The 18,184-nt window shown below is 68.5% G+C and carries 13 protein-coding genes and 1 pseudogene; 9 read left to right on the forward strand and 5 right to left on the reverse strand.

The window, feature by feature from the left end; translation table 11 throughout:
• Positions 1-228 precede the first annotated feature (228 nt).
• Positions 229-2,310: a HelD family protein gene (locus ACIBVL_RS19735; RefSeq protein ID WP_399098482.1), complete on the forward strand. Its 2,082-nt coding sequence runs from the start codon at positions 229-231 to the stop codon at positions 2,308-2,310.
• 911 nt (positions 2,311-3,221) lie between these two features.
• Positions 3,222-3,487: pseudogene (locus tag ACIBVL_RS19740) on the forward strand (transposase); the annotation flags it as partial.
• A 357-nt stretch (positions 3,488-3,844) separates the two neighbouring features.
• Here ACIBVL_RS19740 and ACIBVL_RS19745 read toward each other — a convergent pair.
• From ACIBVL_RS19745 to ACIBVL_RS19755, 3 genes are all read right to left on the reverse strand, one after another.
• Complete coding sequence (locus ACIBVL_RS19745) at positions 3,845-4,021, reverse strand: hypothetical protein (protein ID WP_399098888.1); 177 nt, start codon at positions 4,019-4,021, stop codon at positions 3,845-3,847.
• 573 nt (positions 4,022-4,594) lie between these two features.
• Complete coding sequence (locus tag ACIBVL_RS19750) at positions 4,595-4,882, reverse strand: metal-sensitive transcriptional regulator (protein WP_399098483.1); 288 nt, start codon at positions 4,880-4,882, stop codon at positions 4,595-4,597.
• 657 nt (positions 4,883-5,539) lie between these two features.
• Positions 5,540-6,604, reverse strand: coding sequence for a LacI family DNA-binding transcriptional regulator (locus ACIBVL_RS19755; RefSeq protein WP_399098484.1), 1,065 nt, complete (start codon positions 6,602-6,604; stop codon positions 5,540-5,542).
• A gap of 574 nt (positions 6,605-7,178) precedes the next feature.
• Here ACIBVL_RS19755 and ACIBVL_RS19760 point away from each other — a divergent pair.
• The 5 genes from ACIBVL_RS19760 (at position 7,179) to ACIBVL_RS19780 (ending at position 12,436) form a co-directional block, all read left to right on the forward strand.
• Positions 7,179-7,880: an SDR family oxidoreductase gene (locus ACIBVL_RS19760; RefSeq protein ID WP_399097601.1), complete on the forward strand. Its 702-nt coding sequence runs from the start codon at positions 7,179-7,181 to the stop codon at positions 7,878-7,880.
• A 19-nt stretch (positions 7,881-7,899) separates the two neighbouring features.
• Positions 7,900-8,778, forward strand: a complete 879-nt coding sequence (locus ACIBVL_RS19765) for an alpha/beta fold hydrolase (protein WP_399098485.1) — start codon at positions 7,900-7,902, stop codon at positions 8,776-8,778.
• Positions 8,779-9,027: 249 nt separating this feature from the next.
• Entirely contained in the window at positions 9,028-9,435 is a 408-nt protein-coding gene (locus tag ACIBVL_RS19770) for a winged helix-turn-helix transcriptional regulator (RefSeq protein ID WP_399098486.1), read from the forward strand.
• Between the two features lie 637 nt (positions 9,436-10,072).
• Positions 10,073-11,416: an SCP2 sterol-binding domain-containing protein gene (locus ACIBVL_RS19775; protein ID WP_399098487.1), complete on the forward strand. Its 1,344-nt coding sequence runs from the start codon at positions 10,073-10,075 to the stop codon at positions 11,414-11,416.
• A 57-nt stretch (positions 11,417-11,473) separates the two neighbouring features.
• A complete protein-coding gene (locus tag ACIBVL_RS19780; RefSeq protein ID WP_399098488.1) occupies positions 11,474-12,436 on the forward strand; it encodes a PDR/VanB family oxidoreductase in 963 nt (320 codons plus the stop codon).
• Positions 12,437-12,640: 204 nt separating this feature from the next.
• On the opposite strand, the gene ACIBVL_RS19785 is transcribed toward ACIBVL_RS19780, so the two are convergent.
• Positions 12,641-14,317 carry a CocE/NonD family hydrolase gene (locus tag ACIBVL_RS19785; RefSeq protein ID WP_399098489.1) on the reverse strand — a complete coding sequence of 559 codons (1,677 nt, stop codon included), beginning with the start codon at positions 14,315-14,317 and terminating at the stop codon, positions 12,641-12,643.
• Between the two features lie 103 nt (positions 14,318-14,420).
• Positions 14,421-15,299: an alpha/beta fold hydrolase gene (locus ACIBVL_RS19790; protein WP_399098490.1), complete on the reverse strand. Its 879-nt coding sequence runs from the start codon at positions 15,297-15,299 to the stop codon at positions 14,421-14,423.
• Positions 15,300-15,654: 355 nt separating this feature from the next.
• On the opposite strand from ACIBVL_RS19790, the gene ACIBVL_RS19795 reads away from it, so the two are divergent.
• Positions 15,655-16,779, forward strand: coding sequence for a 4Fe-4S binding protein (locus ACIBVL_RS19795; RefSeq protein WP_399098491.1), 1,125 nt, complete (start codon positions 15,655-15,657; stop codon positions 16,777-16,779).
• Positions 16,776-18,074 carry an SNG1 family protein gene (locus ACIBVL_RS19800; RefSeq protein WP_399098492.1) on the forward strand — a complete coding sequence of 433 codons (1,299 nt, stop codon included), beginning with the start codon at positions 16,776-16,778 and terminating at the stop codon, positions 18,072-18,074. Before ACIBVL_RS19795 ends, ACIBVL_RS19800 begins: the two co-directional genes overlap by 4 nt.
• Positions 18,075-18,184 lie beyond the last annotated feature (110 nt).

Here is an 18,184-nt window from a genome sequence, read left to right on the forward strand (position 1 = left end):
CGAGGGAGCCGGCGATGTGCGGCGTGAGGAATACGTTCGGAAGGCGGCTCGCCATAAGGCAGGCGGGCATCGGAAGCGCAGTTAGCGATATGCGGAACGGCGGAATGCGTGATACGCCGTACGGTCAGCGTCTGGATTCAGTCGTAGGGCCATGGCTCACCAAGTAAGTCAAGACTTATCTGTAGGGGGATTTGATCGTATGGTGTGGCTCCAATCGAAGGAGCCCCCTTGTCGAAAGTGAATGATCCCGCTGTGCGGGCGGTTGAATCGGAGCGGGATTATGTGTCCTCCTTATATGAGTTGCTCACCGAGCGGCTTTCCGAGGCGCGAGCACACCGAGCGAATGTGCTGAAGGCCCCGGCGGAAAGCCCCGGTGAGGCATACGAGAGAGAAATCGCCGCCGAGCGTCTGGCCAAGGAAATCGGCCGGCTGGAGGGCGCCGAAAAGGGGCTGGTCTTCGGGCGCATCGACTGGACGGATGGCACGGCCCTGCGCATTGGGCGGATCGGACTGCATACGGAGGAGGATGACCTGCCGCTGCTCGTGGACTGGCGCGCGAACGCGGCGCGGCCCTTCTACGAGGCGACACCGGTCCATCCGATGGATCTGCGGCGGCGCCGGCACCTGCGCCTCGAGGAGCGCACGGTCATCTCGGTGAGCGACGAACTGCTGGACGGGACCGCCCCGACCGACGAGGACGTCGTGGGGGACGGCCCGTTGACCGAGGCTCTGTCGGCACGGCGTACGGGCAGGATGCAGGCGGCCGTCGCGACGTTGCAGGCCGAGCAGGACGAGATCGTCCGCTCCGCCCACCGCGGGGTGACCGTGGTGCAGGGCGGACCCGGCACCGGCAAGACGGTGGTCGCCCTGCACCGGGCGGCCTATGTCCTGTACGCGTTCCCGCGCGCCGCGGAGGAGGGTGTCCTGGTGGTGGGCCCGAACGCCCGGTTCCTCGACTACATCTCCCAGGTTCTTCCCTCGCTCGGAGAGAACGACGTCGTTCTGGCGACCTGCCGGGAACTTGCCGGAGTGTCCACGGACACGGTGGACCCGTTCGAGACGGCGCGTCTCAAGGGCAGCTCCGACCTCGCCGACGCCTTGGCCGGCCTGCTGCGCGCCCATCAAGCCCCCGCCGGTGATTTCACCGTGCGGGTCGGACAGGAACTGGTTCACCTGTCCGGCGACGAAGTCGCCAGGGCACGCGACGCCGCCGTGGCAGCCGCACCGGGGCACAACCCCGCGCGCCAGGTGTTCAAGGAGCTCTTGGTCGACGCCGTCACCGACGCGATGCAACGAGACATGGGCGACCTCCTGGAGGAGATCGACGCCGATGCCGCCAGGATGACGGGCATGGACCTCGACCGGTTCACGGGAGCCACCCAGCGCCGCGCCGAAGGCGCGGCCGACTCGGGTCCGGTCCACGAGCTGGACCTGGACGCCATCCGAGCCGATCTCCTCGACGACGCCGGCGTCGACCGAGCGATCGAGGTGTTGTGGCCGCGGCTGGTACCCGGTGACCTCGTGAAGGCGCTCCTGACGAACGCCGGTGCTCTCGCCGAGCGCCTGCCCCGCCTGACCGCGCAGGAGCGGTCCCTTCTGCTGCGCGGTCCGGACGACCCGTGGACCGATGCCGATGTGCCGTTGCTGGACGAGGCGGCGAGCCTGGTCGACGGCCCCCCCGAGCAGACGTACGGGCACGTCGTCGTCGACGAGGCGCAGGAACTGACCGCAATGCAGTGGCGGATGATCGTCCGCCGCTGCCCGGCAAGGGCGATGACGCTGGTGGGTGACTTCGCCCAGGCAGGCCCGGTCGCGACAGCACGCGACTGGAAGGAAGCGCTGAGCCCCCACGTCGGACCGCGGTTCAAACTGCACAACCTGACCGTCAGCTACCGCACCACTCAGGAGATCCTGGAGAGTGTCCGGGACCTGCTCACGCGGATCGCTCCGGACCAGAAGCCCACACGGTCACTGCGAAGCGGTGAGAGCCCTCGCACCATGACCACAGTTCCGGACGGGTTGGTCACCGCCGTCGTTCAGGATCTCCGTGCCCAGAGCACCACGCACCCGGGCGAGCTTCTGGGAGTGATCTGCGCGGACACCAGGGTGCGCGAGCTGACGGCCCAAGGCATCGCCGACCACGCACGCATCGTGCCGGCGTCGGAAGCACGCGGCCTGGAATTCGACGGGGTCGTCGTCGTGAACCCCGAGGAGATCATCATGGCCCGCCCCGGTGGGGAGAGGGACTTGTACGTAGCCCTGACCCGGGCCACCAAGCGCCTCCGCACAATCACCGTCCAGCCCGCCTGACGACCCGGCGCCCGCGTCGTCACCGCGGGCGCACGCGGCGCGACACGGACACTGGCCCGCGCCGAGCTGCCCGTACACGGAAGTGTTGCCGAGAGGCAGTAAACGTATTCCACGCCAGAGCCGGGGAAGGACGGTCCATGGCTGACTGTCCCTCACTGCCGCATCAGGGGAGGGTTCTCAGGCATCGGGAGACGACTAGAATGGCGCAGGTCAACGGCTCGAAGGTAACGCTCTTGAGAGTGAGCCGACGCAGACCGGCGTCTTCCCCTCGTTGATCCCGCCCCTCCGGTCATACGGTCCACAACAGCAAACGCTTACGCCCGCCGCAGTGGCGCAGTAGCGGTTTCTCCGGTGACCGCCGCCGCTTCTCGCTCTCCCTGCTGCTGACCGCCTGCTCGGACGACTCCGGCTCCGAAGCCTCAGAGGTCGTTTTCTCACGATGTTTCATCCCGGAATTGGCGTTTGATCCTCTGGTGTGGGGTCGCGCCTGGTGGCGGTGTTGGCCGACGCTGAAAACGCCGACGGGTCCGGCACTGAAGGTGCCGATCACCGAGAACAAGATCACCCCACTGGGGTGGTCCCAGTGGGGCGATCTTCGGCGAGGTGTTGCGGTCGTCGGGAAGGTGCCGAGGCTCAATCAGTCGAACTTCATGCCGACGTATGGGTCGGGTTCGCCATGATGTCCAGCACCTTCGACAGGTATGACCGGGCAGCGGCCGACATGCCTGGCCCTTCTGCCCCCTCCGAACGATCCGTGCATCCTGTCCCCGCAGCAAGGACACTCACCAGCCCAGCGTAGGCAGCCCAGCGCAGCAACCGTCCCCGCCCCATCCATACCCCCAACTCTGCAATCACTGGCAACCCTGGGCTGCCGAGCAACTCGCGCTGGTGGCGGGTCAGTTGAGAAACGCGTCCCGGCCGCCGGGCAGGGCACGGACGCGGCGAAGAAGACATCGTCGGCCGCAAACGGAGCATCGTCACCGACACACTCGGACCACTCCTGGCAGTGCTGGTCACGGCCGCGAGCGTGCAGGACTCCGTCGTCGGCACCCACCTCATCGACCAGGTCGCCGCCACCCACCCCTCGATCCGCAAAGTCTGGGTCGACGGCGGCTACCGCCAGCACCTCGTCGAGCACGCCGCCACCCTCGGCATCGACATGGAAATCGTCCAACGCCACCCCGGCGATTCCCGGCTCGTAGGCAGGGGGACCAGTCGGGCCCGGTCCTGCGGGCAGAGCTTGGCAAGACGCGACTCATGTGGTGGCCGAGGGGGGCCTCGTCGGAGGTCAACCCCGGCCGAGGAGGCGCTTCCAGAGGTTTCCGGCCGGAGCTTCCTGCTGGGTGCAGGTGCAGCGTTGGGACCGGGGGACGCCGGCCAGTACCTGGTCGACGTGCATGCCACAGCCCCGGTAAGTGATGCCTTGGCACTTTCGGCAGACGGCTCGCTGGCACATGGGTCATTCTCCTTCGGTTGCGGTTCGGGACATGCAGGGTGTGGCGGCCCGGGCGCGCCGGGGACCGCCGTTATCGGGTCAGCTGTGGCTGCAGCGGATGTCGAGGTTCTCAACGGCTGCGCCACCCACGAGATCGCCACGGGGCAGGTCGCTGCGCAACTCCTCCACGGTCTTCGCCAAGGACGGGTCCACCTTGGGTACGGCCTTGAGGAGCGACAGGGAGTTGCCGTCTCCGGCCGACAGAGCCGGTGTCACGCCCGCGATGCGCTTGTTCGCGGCCAGTTCCTTCGCGGTCTGCTCGGCCCATGTCAGGTTCTTGTATACCTCCGGGGGTACTCTGTAGTGCGACCATATACCCCCGGGGGTAATTCTGCGAGCGAGGGAGGGCCTGCGTTCTGGATCTCCCGTGTGGTGGAGACTCGCGTCCGCAACGCTTGCGTCAGTGGTGGTCTCGAGTCGGCGAGCGTGGCGTGCGCCTACTACCCGGTATCGCCGGCCGCTCGCTGCTGATGGGCACCGTGGGCTGGCCTGACCTGGTCGAACTGCGGCTGACCGAGTAATGGCCGGCGCCGGTCGCGCGTCGCCGTACTGCCGACGCTGCGTCCGCGCTGCTTACCCGTGGCTTCGGTGAAGGGGCGTCAGTGCCGCGCTCACCACGGGGAGTGGGCGCTCATCGCCAGGTTGTCGGTCGGCCTGGCGGCGACAGGTGTCCGGCCTGGTGATTTTTCGGGGCAAACCGCTCGCATTGCATGTGTGTCGCCGGAGTAACCGTGCTCAGTTCACTGAGAGTTGGTCATCCCCCTCGGCAGCGCCCGTTGTGGGTGGTGGCTAGGCAAGGGAGAGGAAGAGCTTCTCCAGCCGGGTTCGCATCTGTTCCTTGGTCTCGTCGCGGTCCACCCCGTTGCCGGTCTCCACGATGCACTGCTGCAGACCGGTCGCAATGATCGCGAAACCCGCCCGGTCGAGGGCGCGCGACGCCGCGGCCAACTGCGTGATGACGTCCTCGCAGTCGCGCCCCTCTTCGATCATCCGAATCACCCCGGAGATCTGCCCCTGAGCTCGGCGTAGCCGGTTCAGCACCGAGCGCAACTCCGCGCCTGCCAGCTCAAGCTCCACAAACCCCTCCTCGTACATACCCCCACGGGTAATACTACGTGAAGCCCTTACCCAGGCCGGGAGTGTCTGAGCGGCGGGGGCCTTCACCATGGCGACGCCGCGGCGCAGGCCGAGATCGGTCCAGGTCCGGACGCGACGCCAGGCCGGGACCGGGACGGCGCAGTCGGCTGGTCGCCGACGAGACAGCGCTGGAGACCACCCTGATCGGAACGAGGACATGGTGCGCGAGCGGCTGCGGATGTGACGCGACGCCGCAGTCGCCGCCCGGGAAGTGTCGCGCCGAGGCGTGGTCTCGATGCGGTACCGCAGTGCGGTGAGACCCTCGTGCGAGTGGTGACGCGACTACACCCTGCGGATTCACTCCGGGTGCGCGTCCGCCCCGAGCGCAGTGCCGTGTGCCGAGTACCGCCTGCTTGGGGCGGCCGACGCGCCGGCCATCGACCCGTTGTGCCGGTCGCTCCCCTGGCCGTGGACTTTCCGGCCCGGGGCCAGGGGAGCGGGTGCGCCATGGTTGATCCGCTTGCCCTCCGGGGCGAGGCATCAGTTGACGCGGACGATCTTCCAGAGCTGGTTGTCGATACCGGCGTCGCCCCACTGGATGACGGCCGCTCCGTTGGCGGTGGACGACTGGGTCACGGCGTTTCTGCCGGGGCGCTGTCAGGTGGTGCGCTGTTCCGGTGTGTCGGTGTGGGACAGCGGAGGCGCGGTCGAGCGGCGCACGACGAGTTCGGCCGGTGGGTCGATCGCCTGCGGCAGGTCGGTGTCGGGCTTCTCGATCGCGTGCACGAGAAGGCGGATTCCTTCATGGGCCGCGGCTTCGAAGGGCTGGCGTGCGGTGGTCAGGGGAGGAGAGACGTAGGCGAACACCGGATTGCCGTCGAAGCCGACGACACTGATGTCCTCCGGCACGCGACGCCCTGCTTCTTGCAGGGCGTGGATGAGGCCGATGGCCATCTCGTCGCCCGCCGCGAACACAGCGGTCACGGACGGGTCCGAGGCCAGCGACAGGCCCACGGCATGGCCGGAGGCGGCCGACCAGTCACCGTTGAGCAGCGGCGGCTCGTGAGCGCCTCGCGCCGCGAGCGCCGCCCGCCATCCCTCGATGCGGTCCTTGGTTGCGTACCACCGTCGCGGACCGGCGAGGTGGTGCACGGTCGTGTGCCCCAGATCCAGCAGATGCTCGGTGGCGGCTCGAGCCAGCGCGTGGGCGCCCACACTCATGGTCACTGTCCGGACGGCGGAGAACGCGGGCGGCGCCCCCAGGAAAAGGACCGGCACGTCGACGCGGACACCGACCTCGCCCTCCACGATGGGCTCGGAGACGACGATGCCGTCCACCCCCTGCTCGAGCAGGGACTCCACGGCGCCGGCGATCCCGACCGGGTCGCCGTCCGGCGTGTTGACCACGCGGAGCGCGTAACCCGCGTCGCGCACGGCCCGCTCGATGTGCACGAGCAGTGAGGCGGTCCCGTACCCGGCGGTTCCCAGGGCGACCACGCCGATGGCGCCGGTACGTCCGGAGGCCAGAGCCCTGGCCGCCTGGTTCAACCGGTAACCGAGTTCCTCAGCGGCTGCGAGAACCCTTCTGCGGGCCTCCTCGGAGACGTACGGTTCGTTGTTCAGGACCCTGGACACCGTCTTGCGGGACACCCCGGCGACCCGGGCCACGTCCGCGCTGCGCGGCACGGAGGAGCCGTCGCTGCGCCCTACCCCTGGTGCCATGAAGTCTCCCGACGGCCCTGCGTTTGCAACGAATGTGGTCAACCGTGCGACCACTCGGTCTGACCGCGCGGTCATGTCTACGCAGCCGGGGCCCGGACGTCAAGGCTTCTCGCGGTATGGATTCCGCCGGACGGCAGGGGATCCGGAGCGAGGCGTGATGGACCGGGCGAGGTGGTGTCCTTGTCCGAGCTGTGACCTCTCGAGCGCGTATGGGAGCTGGTCACATGCTGCGTGCGCCACTAGGTCCGCCTCGCGGGCGCGGCTTGTCATCTCCGCCGGGCCGGCCGGCGCCCTCAATCCCGACCTGTGCGGCCGATTGCACGCGGCGGCCCGAGGGGGCTTGAGGGCGGCTTGCCGCAGCGGTCGGTCGTCCTCGGAGTCGCGTCTCACGCGGGAAGGCGGGGAAGGCCGGCAGGTCGTGCTGGGCGGCGTCGAGGGGGCTGAGGAAGTCGCCTTCCCGCCAGAGCTCGATGCCTCACCGACCCGCGGCGGTTCCCGCTTGTACTTGCGCTAGAAAACCGATCGGTTTACTGTGGTGGAAACCGAACGGTTTCCGATTTTAGTGGAGGCAGCCATGACCGCTTTGAAGGGCGCGAACGTCTTCGTCACCGGCGGCAGCCGGGGCATCGGCAAGGCGCTGGTGGAGGAGCTGTACGTGCGAGGTGCGGGCAAGGTCTACGCCACGGCCCGCGACCCGCGCACCGTGACGCACCCCGACGCGGTCCCGGTGGCGCTGGAGGTCACCGACCCGGCCTCCGTGGCGGCGGCCGCCGCACAGGCGCAGGACGTCACCGTGCTGATCAACAACGCGGGTGCCGCGGTCGGCGCCTCCTTCCTCGACTCCCCGGTCGACGACGTACGCCGGGAGTTCGAGACCAACTTCTACGGCCCGCTGCTGCTCACCCGGGCCTTCGCGCCGGTCATCGAGCGCAACGGCGGCGGCCACATCCTCAACGTGCACTCCGTGCTCTCCTGGCTGGCCCTCGGCGGCTCCTACAGCGCCTCCAAGGCCGCCCTGTGGTCGCAGACCAACTCCCTGCGCCTGGAGTTGCAGCCGCGCGGCATCGCCGTCACCGGACTGCACGTCGGATACGTCGACACGGACCTGGCAGCCGGCGTCGACGCGCCCAAGTCCGACCCGCGCGACGTGGCCGCACTCGCCCTCGACGGCGTCGAGACGGGCGCGTACGAGGTGCTCGCCGACGACCTCACGCGCCAGGTCAAGGCGGGCCTGGCCGGCGACCTGGCCGGGCTGTACGCCCAGCTGGCCAAGTAGGGGCGGGAGACACAGACAGATGCCCAGCCAGGAACCGCGCCCCACGATCCACGTCCCGGGGACCACCAGCCACACCATCGCCCCGCGGGCAGGACGTGACAGCCGCGAGGGGACGCTGCGCTACCTCAAGGCGGGCACCGGTGCCCCCCTGGTCCTGCTGCACACCGTGCGCACCCAGGCCGAGCACTTCCGCCACCTCATCCCCCTGATCGCGGACCACTACACCGTGTACGCCCTCGACCTGCCGGGGATGGGCTACTCCGAGATCGTGCCCGGCGCCTCCTACGACGAGCCGGCCATGCGCGCGGGCGTCGAACGGCTCCTCACCGAACTCGACCTGCACGACGTGACCTTGGTCGGTGAGTCCATGGGCGCGGTGCTCGCCCTGACCACCGCGGCCGATCTCCCGGAACGGGTACGACGCGTCGTCGCCGTGAACGCGTATGACTACCGCGACGGAATCGCCCGCTCCAGCCTCCTCGCCCGCGTGGTGATCGGCGGGATCACCACACCGGGAGTGGGTCCGGTGATCGCCCAGCAGGAGCCCAGGACCATTCTTCGCAGAATCCTGCAGGGCGGCGTGGGGGACAAGACTGCCTTCCGGGAGGACTACCTGGACGAGCTCCTCCGGGTGGGCAGGCGTCCCGGCTTCCCGACCGTTGCCCGCGCTCTGTACCGGAACATGCCCAGCCTCATCGCGGCCCGCAAGCGCTACCCCCAGGTCAAGGCCCCCGTCCACTTCGTCTACGGGGAGAACGACTGGTCCCGGCCCTCGGACCGGGAAGCGAACAGGAGGCTGCTGCCTGCCGCCGATTTCACCCAGGTGCCGGGAGCGGACCACTTCATGGCTCTCGAAAGCCCCGACGTGCTGGCCGACCTGTTGAACGCGGTGGCGTGACCGCCCCCCGGAGCGCCGTGGTCACCTCGTTCCGTTCCGGGGTGGTGCGGGATGAAGATTGATTCCACGACGCCGTCACGCGGCCCGGCGTACGCCGTCCACCGAGCCGCTGCGCTCGCCGCCCGCCCCGAGGGCGAGCGACCTCACGCTCGAAGTTATCAGTTGCTTGACGCAACGTGCTAAATTCGCAGCATGTTGGGCCGAACATACGACAGTCAGCTGTGCTCCATCGCCCGGACTCTCGAGGTTGTGGGCGAGCGCTGGACCTTGCTGATCATTCGCGACGCGCAGCTTGGCCTGCGCCGGTTCGAGGAATTCCAGGACAGCCTCGGTATCGCCCGCAATGTACTCACCAACCGCCTCTCCAAGCTGGTCGACGACGGGCTGCTGGAGCGGGTCTGTTACCAGGAGCGGCCTGCCCGCTACGAGTACCGGCCGACGGGCAAGGCCAAGGACTTGCTCACCGCGGTGCTTTCTTTGATGCACTGGGGCGATGAGCACGCCGAGGATCCGGCGGGCCCTCCGCGGATCACGAGCCACGTGGGATGCGGAGGCAACGTTCGGGAACGGCTCGTTTGCACCCGCTGCGGACAAGCGGTGGGCCCGGACGCGGTTCACCTGCTTCCCGGACCAGCACTCACCGACTCGTCGGCCTGACATCCGAAACGCTTCTCGGCCTTGAGCCTGTCGATCAGGCGCTCAATGCTGCTCCTCTCCTTGGAGAGATCTGTACCGCGGTTCACGGGCGGGGCCACCCGCGCTTTCTCCCCGCTGCGCACGCGGCATCACCGGTCCGACCGTCGTCCGTACCGAAGTAAGGACGGCCGACACGCCGGCCGACCCGCTCCTTTCTTGGGCAGGGTTGAACTGCGCGCTGTCGGTGACCTGTCTTTCCGTTCAGGACGAACGCCATCCCGGCGGGTGGCGTTTCCCGTCAGCGGCGAGGCGGATCTTGCTGGTCGTTTCGCCCTTGGAGCACGCGCAAGAGTCGGCCCGCAGTCGGAGTTCACCCCCGCGCCGCGATAAGAGCTCCGAACAAAAGCCGGCCTTCTGACTGCCAGAGCGCACCCTGCTACCGCTGTCGTAGCCGCTCGAAGTACGGACCGTTCCTGCGGTTCGGCAAAGGGAGACAGCCGAACTCCCCTCCTGCGTCGGGCAGTTGCACCCAAGGCCAGCAGAAGGCCCAACGGAATGATCACAAATCGACCACGAGTTGCTTCATGAAACTCACACGGCTAGGCTTCGAGTTGCTTCATGAAACTCGTATGTCCCCCGCCCCGTGAGGTGACGCTCGATGGCCAAGAACAAGCTCGAAGACCATCCCACCGTCGTCCAAGCCCGTCGGCGCGACCGCTCCGCCGCCCGGCCCGCCGAGCCACTGGACGCGTCGTGGCTACGTCAGTTGTGTCTCGACGCGGGCGCGGACGACGTCGGCTTCGTCGAGATCGACCGGCCGGACATCGCCGACCAGCGAGAGGACCTCAGCGCCGCGCTGCCGGGTGTCCGGACGTTGATCAGCTTCGTGACCCGAATGAACCGGGAGAACATCCGCACTCCCGCGCGCTCGGTCGCCAACCTGGAATTCCATCACACCGGCGACCACACCAACGAGATCGCCCGGCACGTGGTGGGCGAGCTGGAGGCGATGGGCGTGCGCGCCATCAACCCGGCGATGGGTTTTCCGATGGAGATGGACAAGTTCCCCAGAAAGGCGTGGGTCGTCTCGCACAAGCCGGTCGCCGTGGCGGCCGGGCTCGGCAAGATGGGTATCCACCGCAACGTCATCCACCCCAAATTCGGCAACTTCGTCCTGCTGGGCACCATCCTCATCGACGCCGAGGTCAGCGAATACACCCGGCCCATCGAGTACAACCCCTGCCTGGAATGCAAGTTGTGTGTGACGGCCTGCCCGACCGGAGCGATCGCCTCCGACGGTCACTTCAACTTCTCCGCCTGCTACACGCACAACTACCGCGAGTTCATGGGTGGTTTCGGTGACTGGGCCGAACAGGTCGCCGAAAGCCGTGACGCCCATGACTACCGATCGCGCGTGAGTGACAGCGAGAGCGCCTCGATGTGGCAGAGCCTGTCCTTCGGCGCCAACTACAAGGCGGCCTACTGCATGTCGGTGTGCCCGGCCGGCGAGGACGTCATCGGTCCCTGGCTGGACGATCGCAAGGCGCATCTGACCCAGGTCGTGCGCCCGCTGATGGACAAGGAAGAGACCGTCTACGTCGTCCCGGGTTCCGACGCCGAGCAGCACGTGGCCGACCGGTTCCCCAACAAGCGCACCAAGCATGTCGCGATGAGCCTGCGCGCGAACAGCATCGACGGTCTGGTGGAAGGCCTGCCGCTGATCTTTCAGCGCGAACAGGCCAAGGACATGTCCGCCACCTACCACTTCACGTTCACCGGCGACGAGTCCCGGCAGATCACCGTGACGATCCGCGACCGCGAACTCGATGTCGCCGACGGACATCACGGTGAGCCGGATCTCAGGATCACCGCCGACACGCGCACCTGGCTGCGTTTCCTCAGCAAGCCGTCGCTGCTGGCGTGGGCACTGGTGCGGCGCCAGATCAAGCTGCAGGGATCCCCCCGACTGCTGCGCGACTTCGGCCGTTGCTTCCCGTCCTGATCGGTCAGGGAAGAACCGCGTCACCACATCGTCACTGTGAGAATGGAAAGGCGGATAATGAGCACTCTCAGCACCGAAGTCGAGCTCGGTCTCGTGTTGGAACGCAAGGAAACGGTGGCCGAAGGTGTCGTGCTGCTGACGTTGCGCGACCCGGAGGGCCGTCCGCTGCCGGAATGGCAGCCGGGAGCGCATATCGATCTGGTACTGCGAGCCGGCTTGGTCCGGCAGTATTCACTGTGCGGGGACCCGGGGGACCGGTCCCGCCTTCAGGTCGCGGTGCTGCGTGAACCGGAGAGCCGCGGCGGGTCGAGCTACGTGCACGACGTTCTCGGTGAAGGTGAGGCGGTGCGCATTCGCGGGCCGCGCAACCACTTTCCGCTCCTGAAGGCCAAAAACTACCTTTTCATCGCAGGCGGAATCGGCATTACCCCCATCCTGCCCATGGTGGCAGCAGTCAATGCGACCCGCGCCGACTGGCGCCTCGTCTACGGGGGCCGCACCCGGGCTTCGATGGCGTTCGGTGAGACTCTGCAGCGGGCCTACGGAGAGCGGGTGAGCCTGCGGCCGCAGGATGAATACGGGCTGCTGGACCTGCCTTCGCTGCTCGGCAAGCCGCAACGGAAGACAGCCGTCTACAGTTGCGGTCCGGAACCACTGCTCGCGGCGGTCGAGGCCGGCTGCGAGAGGTGGCCGAGCGGATCTCTGCACCTGGAGCGCTTCGCCCCGAAGCAGGACCTCACCGCCGGGCCGCAGAGCAGCTTCGAGGTCGAGCTGGCCCAGTCCGGCAAGAAGCTGCTGGTCTCTGAGGACATGTCCATCCTCGAGGCCGTCGGGGACGCGGGTGTGTCGGTGATGACGTCGTGCGAGGAGGGAATCTGCGGAACCTGCGAGACCAAGGTGCTGGCCGGGGAGATCGACCACCGCGACTCGGTTCTGAACGACACGGAACGCGCCGCAGGCGACACCATGATGATCTGCGTCTCCCGAGCCAGGGGTGACCGCCTGGTCCTCGACCTCTGACAACTGGTTTCCCGGCCAGGTTTCGGCACCGCCGAGAATGCCCGAGGGCGAGGGGCTGTGCCTGGCGCGAGGCCAGGCACAGCCCGTCCTCCTGCCGGATCGTCACGGAGCGCAGCCTGCCGCCCTCCGAGCGAGCCAACGTGACGACTTCGGCCGTCTTGCCCACCGGCGCGTCGGATCGGTCGACCTTCTGCCCGCTTTTTGTCAGGCCGGAGCCACCACGGGCAGGACGATGCGGGAGGGCCGGGCGGGGTCGTGGAAGACTTGCTGGCGGGCCACTCGGGCCGTGGTCGCGCTCTCCTCGGGTTCGCCCGTGTTGAGATTGCGGTCCCAGCGGGGGAAGTTGCTGGAGGTGATCTGGAGTCGTATGCGGTGCCCTGCACGGAAGACGATGCTGGTCGACCACAGGTCCACGATGTGCTCGGCGGGCTCACCCGGTGTCGCCGCCCGTACCCGCACGATGCCGTCGGTCACATTGCGGGAGACGCCGTTCTCGTCGACGTCGCACAGGCGGGCCACCCAGTCGGTCGAGGGGCCGTCCGTGGCGGCGAAGAGCACCGCCTTGACACGGCCGGTCACCTCGACGTCCTTGGTGAGGGGTTCGGTGGTGAAGACCAGGACGTCCTCGCGCGCCTCAACTGCCGTCTGATCGAGGGGCCCGGGACGGAACTCGTCGGTCATCAGCAACGCGCCGCCGGTGGTGGGAACCGGATCCATCGGGTCGTAGGTGAACTCCTCGGGCTGCTCGGCGACAGGCGGCGGCTCCTGGGCGAGGCGTCCGTCCGCGCGCAGGTGGAAGTCGGTGTCCACGGCCCGCGACGGGGGCCACTGCGTCTCCTCGCGCCACTGGTTGACGCCCATGACGAACAACAGCACCCTGCCCGTGTCCGGCTCCAGCGCCTCACCGTCACCGATCGTGCGCTCGTACCAGTCGAGCTGGAGGCCGTGCAGGGGGCCGCGCATGCCCATGAAGGCGGAGTTCGCGCCGAACCCGAAGTTGACATCGCCGATGACATGCTGCTGGTTGGCGTGACTCCACGGCCCCATGATCAGCGTGGCTGACCGGCCGGCGCGGCGCATGGCGGTGAAGTTGTCGAGCGTGCCCTGGGCGAAGATGTCGTACCAGCCGCCGACCTGGAAGGTGGGCAGGTCCACCTCGTCGTGCCGGCCCGCGACCCGGCAGGCCCGTGCCCACTCGGGCTCCCGCCGGGACCGCTCATGGCCCAGCTCGGGAAGAGCGTGCCGGACGAACGCGGGGAACCGCCCGGCGGGCAGTTCGCCGTAGCCGCCGTCGGCCAGGCCGTCGAGATCCTGCACCAGCCTGCCGAGGCTGCCGACGAGCGTCGCGGGGTCGGTGCCGTGCCGGCGCGTCAGCGCGTCGGCACCCATCATGAGGGTCCACGGCGCGGTGATTCCGAGCTCGATCGCACCGCCGCGCGTCCACAGTCCGTCGTCCGGATCGGACCACGTGACCATCGGCGCGATCGCCTTCAGCTCCGGCGGCTTGGACAGCGCCGCCATCCACTGCGTGTGGCCGAAATAGCTGGCTCCGATCATGCCGACGGAGCCGTTCGCGCCGGGAAGGGCAGCGGCCCACCGTACGGTGTCGTACCCGTCGCTCTCCTCGTGCGTCCACGGATCCCACTCTCCCTCGGAGGTGAACCGGCCACGGGTGTCCTGGACGACCACCATGAAGCCCCGCCTGGCCGCCGCCAGGGGATCGAGCAGAGTGACCGCCAGGGGCATCTGCTTCCCGTACGGCAGCCGGCTCAGCAACACCGGCCACGGCCCTGAGCCCCCGGGGCGGTAGACATCGGCGCGCAGCACCGTGCCGTCACGCATCTGGGCCGGCACATCGAACTCGATCCGGATGTCTGCCACGTACTGCTCCTTTGCGTGTCGCGACGCTGCAACGCCACATGGTGGAACGTGGTCCACCTCACGCACTACACCCGAACGGGGGTGTCCTACGGTTTCGGGCGGGTCAGGCCGTTGTGCTGAGCAGGTCGGCCAGTACGTCGGGCCGTTCCAGGGAGATGAAGTGGCCGGCGTCGGGCACCTGTGTGAAGTCGGCGGCCGGCAGGAGCTTCTTGTTGGCTTCCCGGTCCGAGGGGCGGGACCAGTCGTTCTCCCCGTAGACGAGGTGGATGGGGGCCTTGACCTGGGGGTAGCGGGAGCGGGCCGCGATGAGGGTGGGCAGGTTCTGGTAGACGCCCCGGGCGACGGTCGGGTAGCCGGGACGGCCGCCGACCTGGAGGAGTTCGTCCAGGTAGTCGTCGCGCAGCGCGCTCTTGTCGCCGAGGCCGCCCTGGAGGATCGTGCGCAGGGCGGGCTTGGGCTCCACCCCGGCGATCACCGGGCCCACGCCGGGCGTGAGGACACCGCTGACCACCACACGGGCGAGGAGGCTGGAGCGGGTGATCCCGCCGCGGAAGTCGTAGGTGTTCACGGCGACGACGCGTCGTACCCGTTCCGGGAGATCGGCCGCGGTGGTCAGGGCGAGCACCGCGCCCATGGACTCACCGACCAAGGTCACGTCGTGCAGGTCGAGTTCGGTGAGGAGCCGTTCGACGCCCGCGCGCATGGCCGGCTCGTCGTAGGAGGCGCCGGGCACGATCTCGGAGTAGCCCATCCCCGGCAGGTCGAGGGCGTACACGGTGTAGTGGTCCGCGATCAGGGGGATGAGGTGGCGGAAGTGCTCGGCCTGGGTGCGCACGGTGTGCAGCAGGACCAGCGGGGCACCGGTGCCCGCCTTGAGGTAGCGCAGCGTTCCCTCGCGGCTGTCACGTCCTGCCCGCGGGGCGATGGTGTGGCTGGTGGTCCCCGGGATGCGGATGGTGGGGCGCGGTTCCTGGCTGGGCATTGTGTCGACTCCTTGTGCGTGAACTGCGAATGGATGATTCGGGGTGCGGGTTCGACTGGGAGGGGTGACCCGGTGGCGTGTGGCCTGCGGCCCTGCTGTGGTCCGCGACCCAACGATGGGAAACCGTTTGGTTTCCATTACGGTAAACCGATCGGTTTCCCGGCGCAAGGTCATTCACGGAACTCGCGTGGGGTCGTCGAGACGTACCGGCCCCCGTCGTCGGCGACTCGGGCCTGCGGCTCGGGTCCGCAACTCGGGCTTGCGTGTGGAAACCGATCAGTTTACGGTGGTGGAACTGATCGGTTTCTCGTCGTGCGGGCGGGCGAGTTCCGGACCCGAGTCATGAGGAGCACGGATGACTGCCGCGCGTGACGCCGAGGGACAACCGCCGAGTCCCAGGCTTCCGGCGAAGCTGGCCGCGCACCCGTCGGTGCAGGCCGTACTCGCCCGGCGCAGGGCCGGTGACACGGCACGCCCGACGGAGGTGATCGACGCGGCCTGGCTGCGCGAACTGTGCCTGGCGGCCGGCGCGGACGACGCGGCCGCGGTGAGCCTGGACCACCCCGATCTGGCCGGTGAGCGCGAGTACGCCCGGTCCGCGCTGCCCGGCACCCGCACCCTGATCGCGATGGCGGTCCGGATGAACCGCGACAACTGCCGCTCCCCGGCTCGCAGCGTGGCCAACCAGGAGTTCCACCAGACCGACGAACAGGCCAACCACGCAGCCCGCAGCGTCACCCGGGCGCTCCAGGACGCCGGATACCGCGCACTCAGTCCGTCCGTCGGCTTCCCCCAGGAGATGGACCGCTTCCCCCGTGAGCGGATCTGGGTGGTGGCGCACAAGACGGTCGCGGTGGCCGCCGGGCTCGGCGTGATGGGTCTGCACCGCAACGTCATCCACCCGAAGTTCGGCAGCTTCATCCTGCTGGTCACCGTGCTGGTGGACGCGGAGGTGAGCGAGTACGGGCGGGCGCTGGACTACAACCCTTGCATCGACTGCAAGTTGTGCGTCGCCGCCTGCCCGGTCGGCGCCATCCACAAGGACGGCGCCTTCGACGGCCTGGCCTGCACCACGCACAACTACCGCGAGTTCATGAGCGGGTTCACCGACTGGGCGCAGACCGTGGCCGACAGCGAGGACGCCGCCGACTACCGCTCCCGGGTCACCGATTCCGAGAGCGCCTCCATGTGGCAGAGCCTGTCCTCGCCCCCCGGCTACAAGTCCGGCTACTGCCTTGCCGTCTGCCCCGCCGGGGAGGACGTCCTGGGCCCTTACCTGGACGACCGCAAGTCGTTCATGGACACCGTGCTGCGCCCACTCCAGGACAAGAAGGAAACCCTGTACGTCCTGCCGGGCTCGCACGCGCAGGAGTACGCCCAACGCCGCTTCCCGCACAAGCCCGTCAAGGAAGTCACCGGCGGCTGGCAGCCCCCGGCGAAACGTTCCGCGTCCCCCGACCGAGAGACACGTACGTCATGAGTGGCATTCACCCCTTCCGCATCCTGCGCACCAAGCCTCTGTGGATCGCCAACGGCGTCATCACGGGCGTCCTCGCGCTGCTGTTCGCCGTGTTCTACGTCGGCGCCAACATCGATCCGGTCGATCACATGACCAAGCTGCCGGTCGGCCTGGTCAACGCCGACAAGGGAGCCACCGTCGGCGGCAAGCAGGTCAACCTCGGGGCTCGGATCACCGAATCGATCAAGAAGTCCACCACCGGCGGGAACAAGATCGACTGGAAGGTGATGGACCAGAAGGAGATGAAGGAGGAGCTCGGCAAGGGCAAGCTGTTCGGCGCGCTCGTCGTGCCCGCCGACTTCACCTCGGCGACCACCGCACTGACCGGCACAGCGCCCGCCGGAACCCCGGCCCGCCCGACGCTGAAGGTGCTGACCAACCAGTCCGCCGGCAGCATCGGCTCCAGCCTGGCCCGGACGGCGACGACGACCGCGGCCGAGAACGCCTCGCTCCAGCTCGGCAGGCAACTGACCGCGCAGACCGGCGCCCAGCAGGCGAAGCTGCCCGCCGCGGCACGCGTCCTGCTCGCCGACCCGGCCGCCGTCACGGTCAAGGACGGCCACCCGCTCGACTCGCACAGCGGCCTGGGCCTGACGGCGTTCTACTACGCGCTCACCCTCGTGGTCGTCGGCATGCTCTCCGCCAACGTCATCAGCGGCCAGGTCGACCACGCCCTCGGCTACACCCACAACGACATGGGCCCACTGCGCCTGCACCGCCCGCTGATCCGGGCCACCCGGGTGCAGACCCTCGCCATCAGCAGCACCCTCATGGTCGCTCTGTCCCTGCTGATGGGCACCCTGGTCATGGTCGGCGCGGTCGGCATCATGGGCATGGACGCCGCCCACCTGTCCCTCCTGTGGCTGTACTCGGTGTGCGCGGTCGCCGTCACCGGGATCGGCGCGCTCACCCTCCTCGCGGTCTTCGGCACACCCGGCATGCTCGTGGTCACGCTCGTCTTCATCGGTATGGCGGTGCCGACGGCCGGCGCCACCACCCCCATCGAGGCGCTGCCCGGCTTCTACCGCGTCCTCGCGGAGTTCGAGCCGCTGCGGCAGATCACCGGTGGCATCCGCTCGATCCTCTACTACGACGCCCAGGGCGACGCGGGCCTGACGCGGGGCTGGGTCATGATGGCGGCCGGCCTCGTGGCCGCAGCACTGTTCGGTTTCGGCGTACTGGGGTGGTACGACCGCAGGGGGCTGCACCGCATCCCGGTGGAGGCGACGCCCGAGAAGACGGCGACCCCGGCATAGCGCAGGCCACCCTCGCCACATCCCTGGGTGTCACCCCTGCCGGGGCGACGGGCACGTGCACTGACGGATCCCCCCTCCAGAACGCTGCCCACGAGTTCGCCGATCCGCGT

It is taken from the genome of Streptomyces sp. NPDC049687 (assembly GCF_044465285.1).
Lineage (GTDB): Bacteria > Actinomycetota > Actinomycetes > Streptomycetales > Streptomycetaceae > Streptomyces.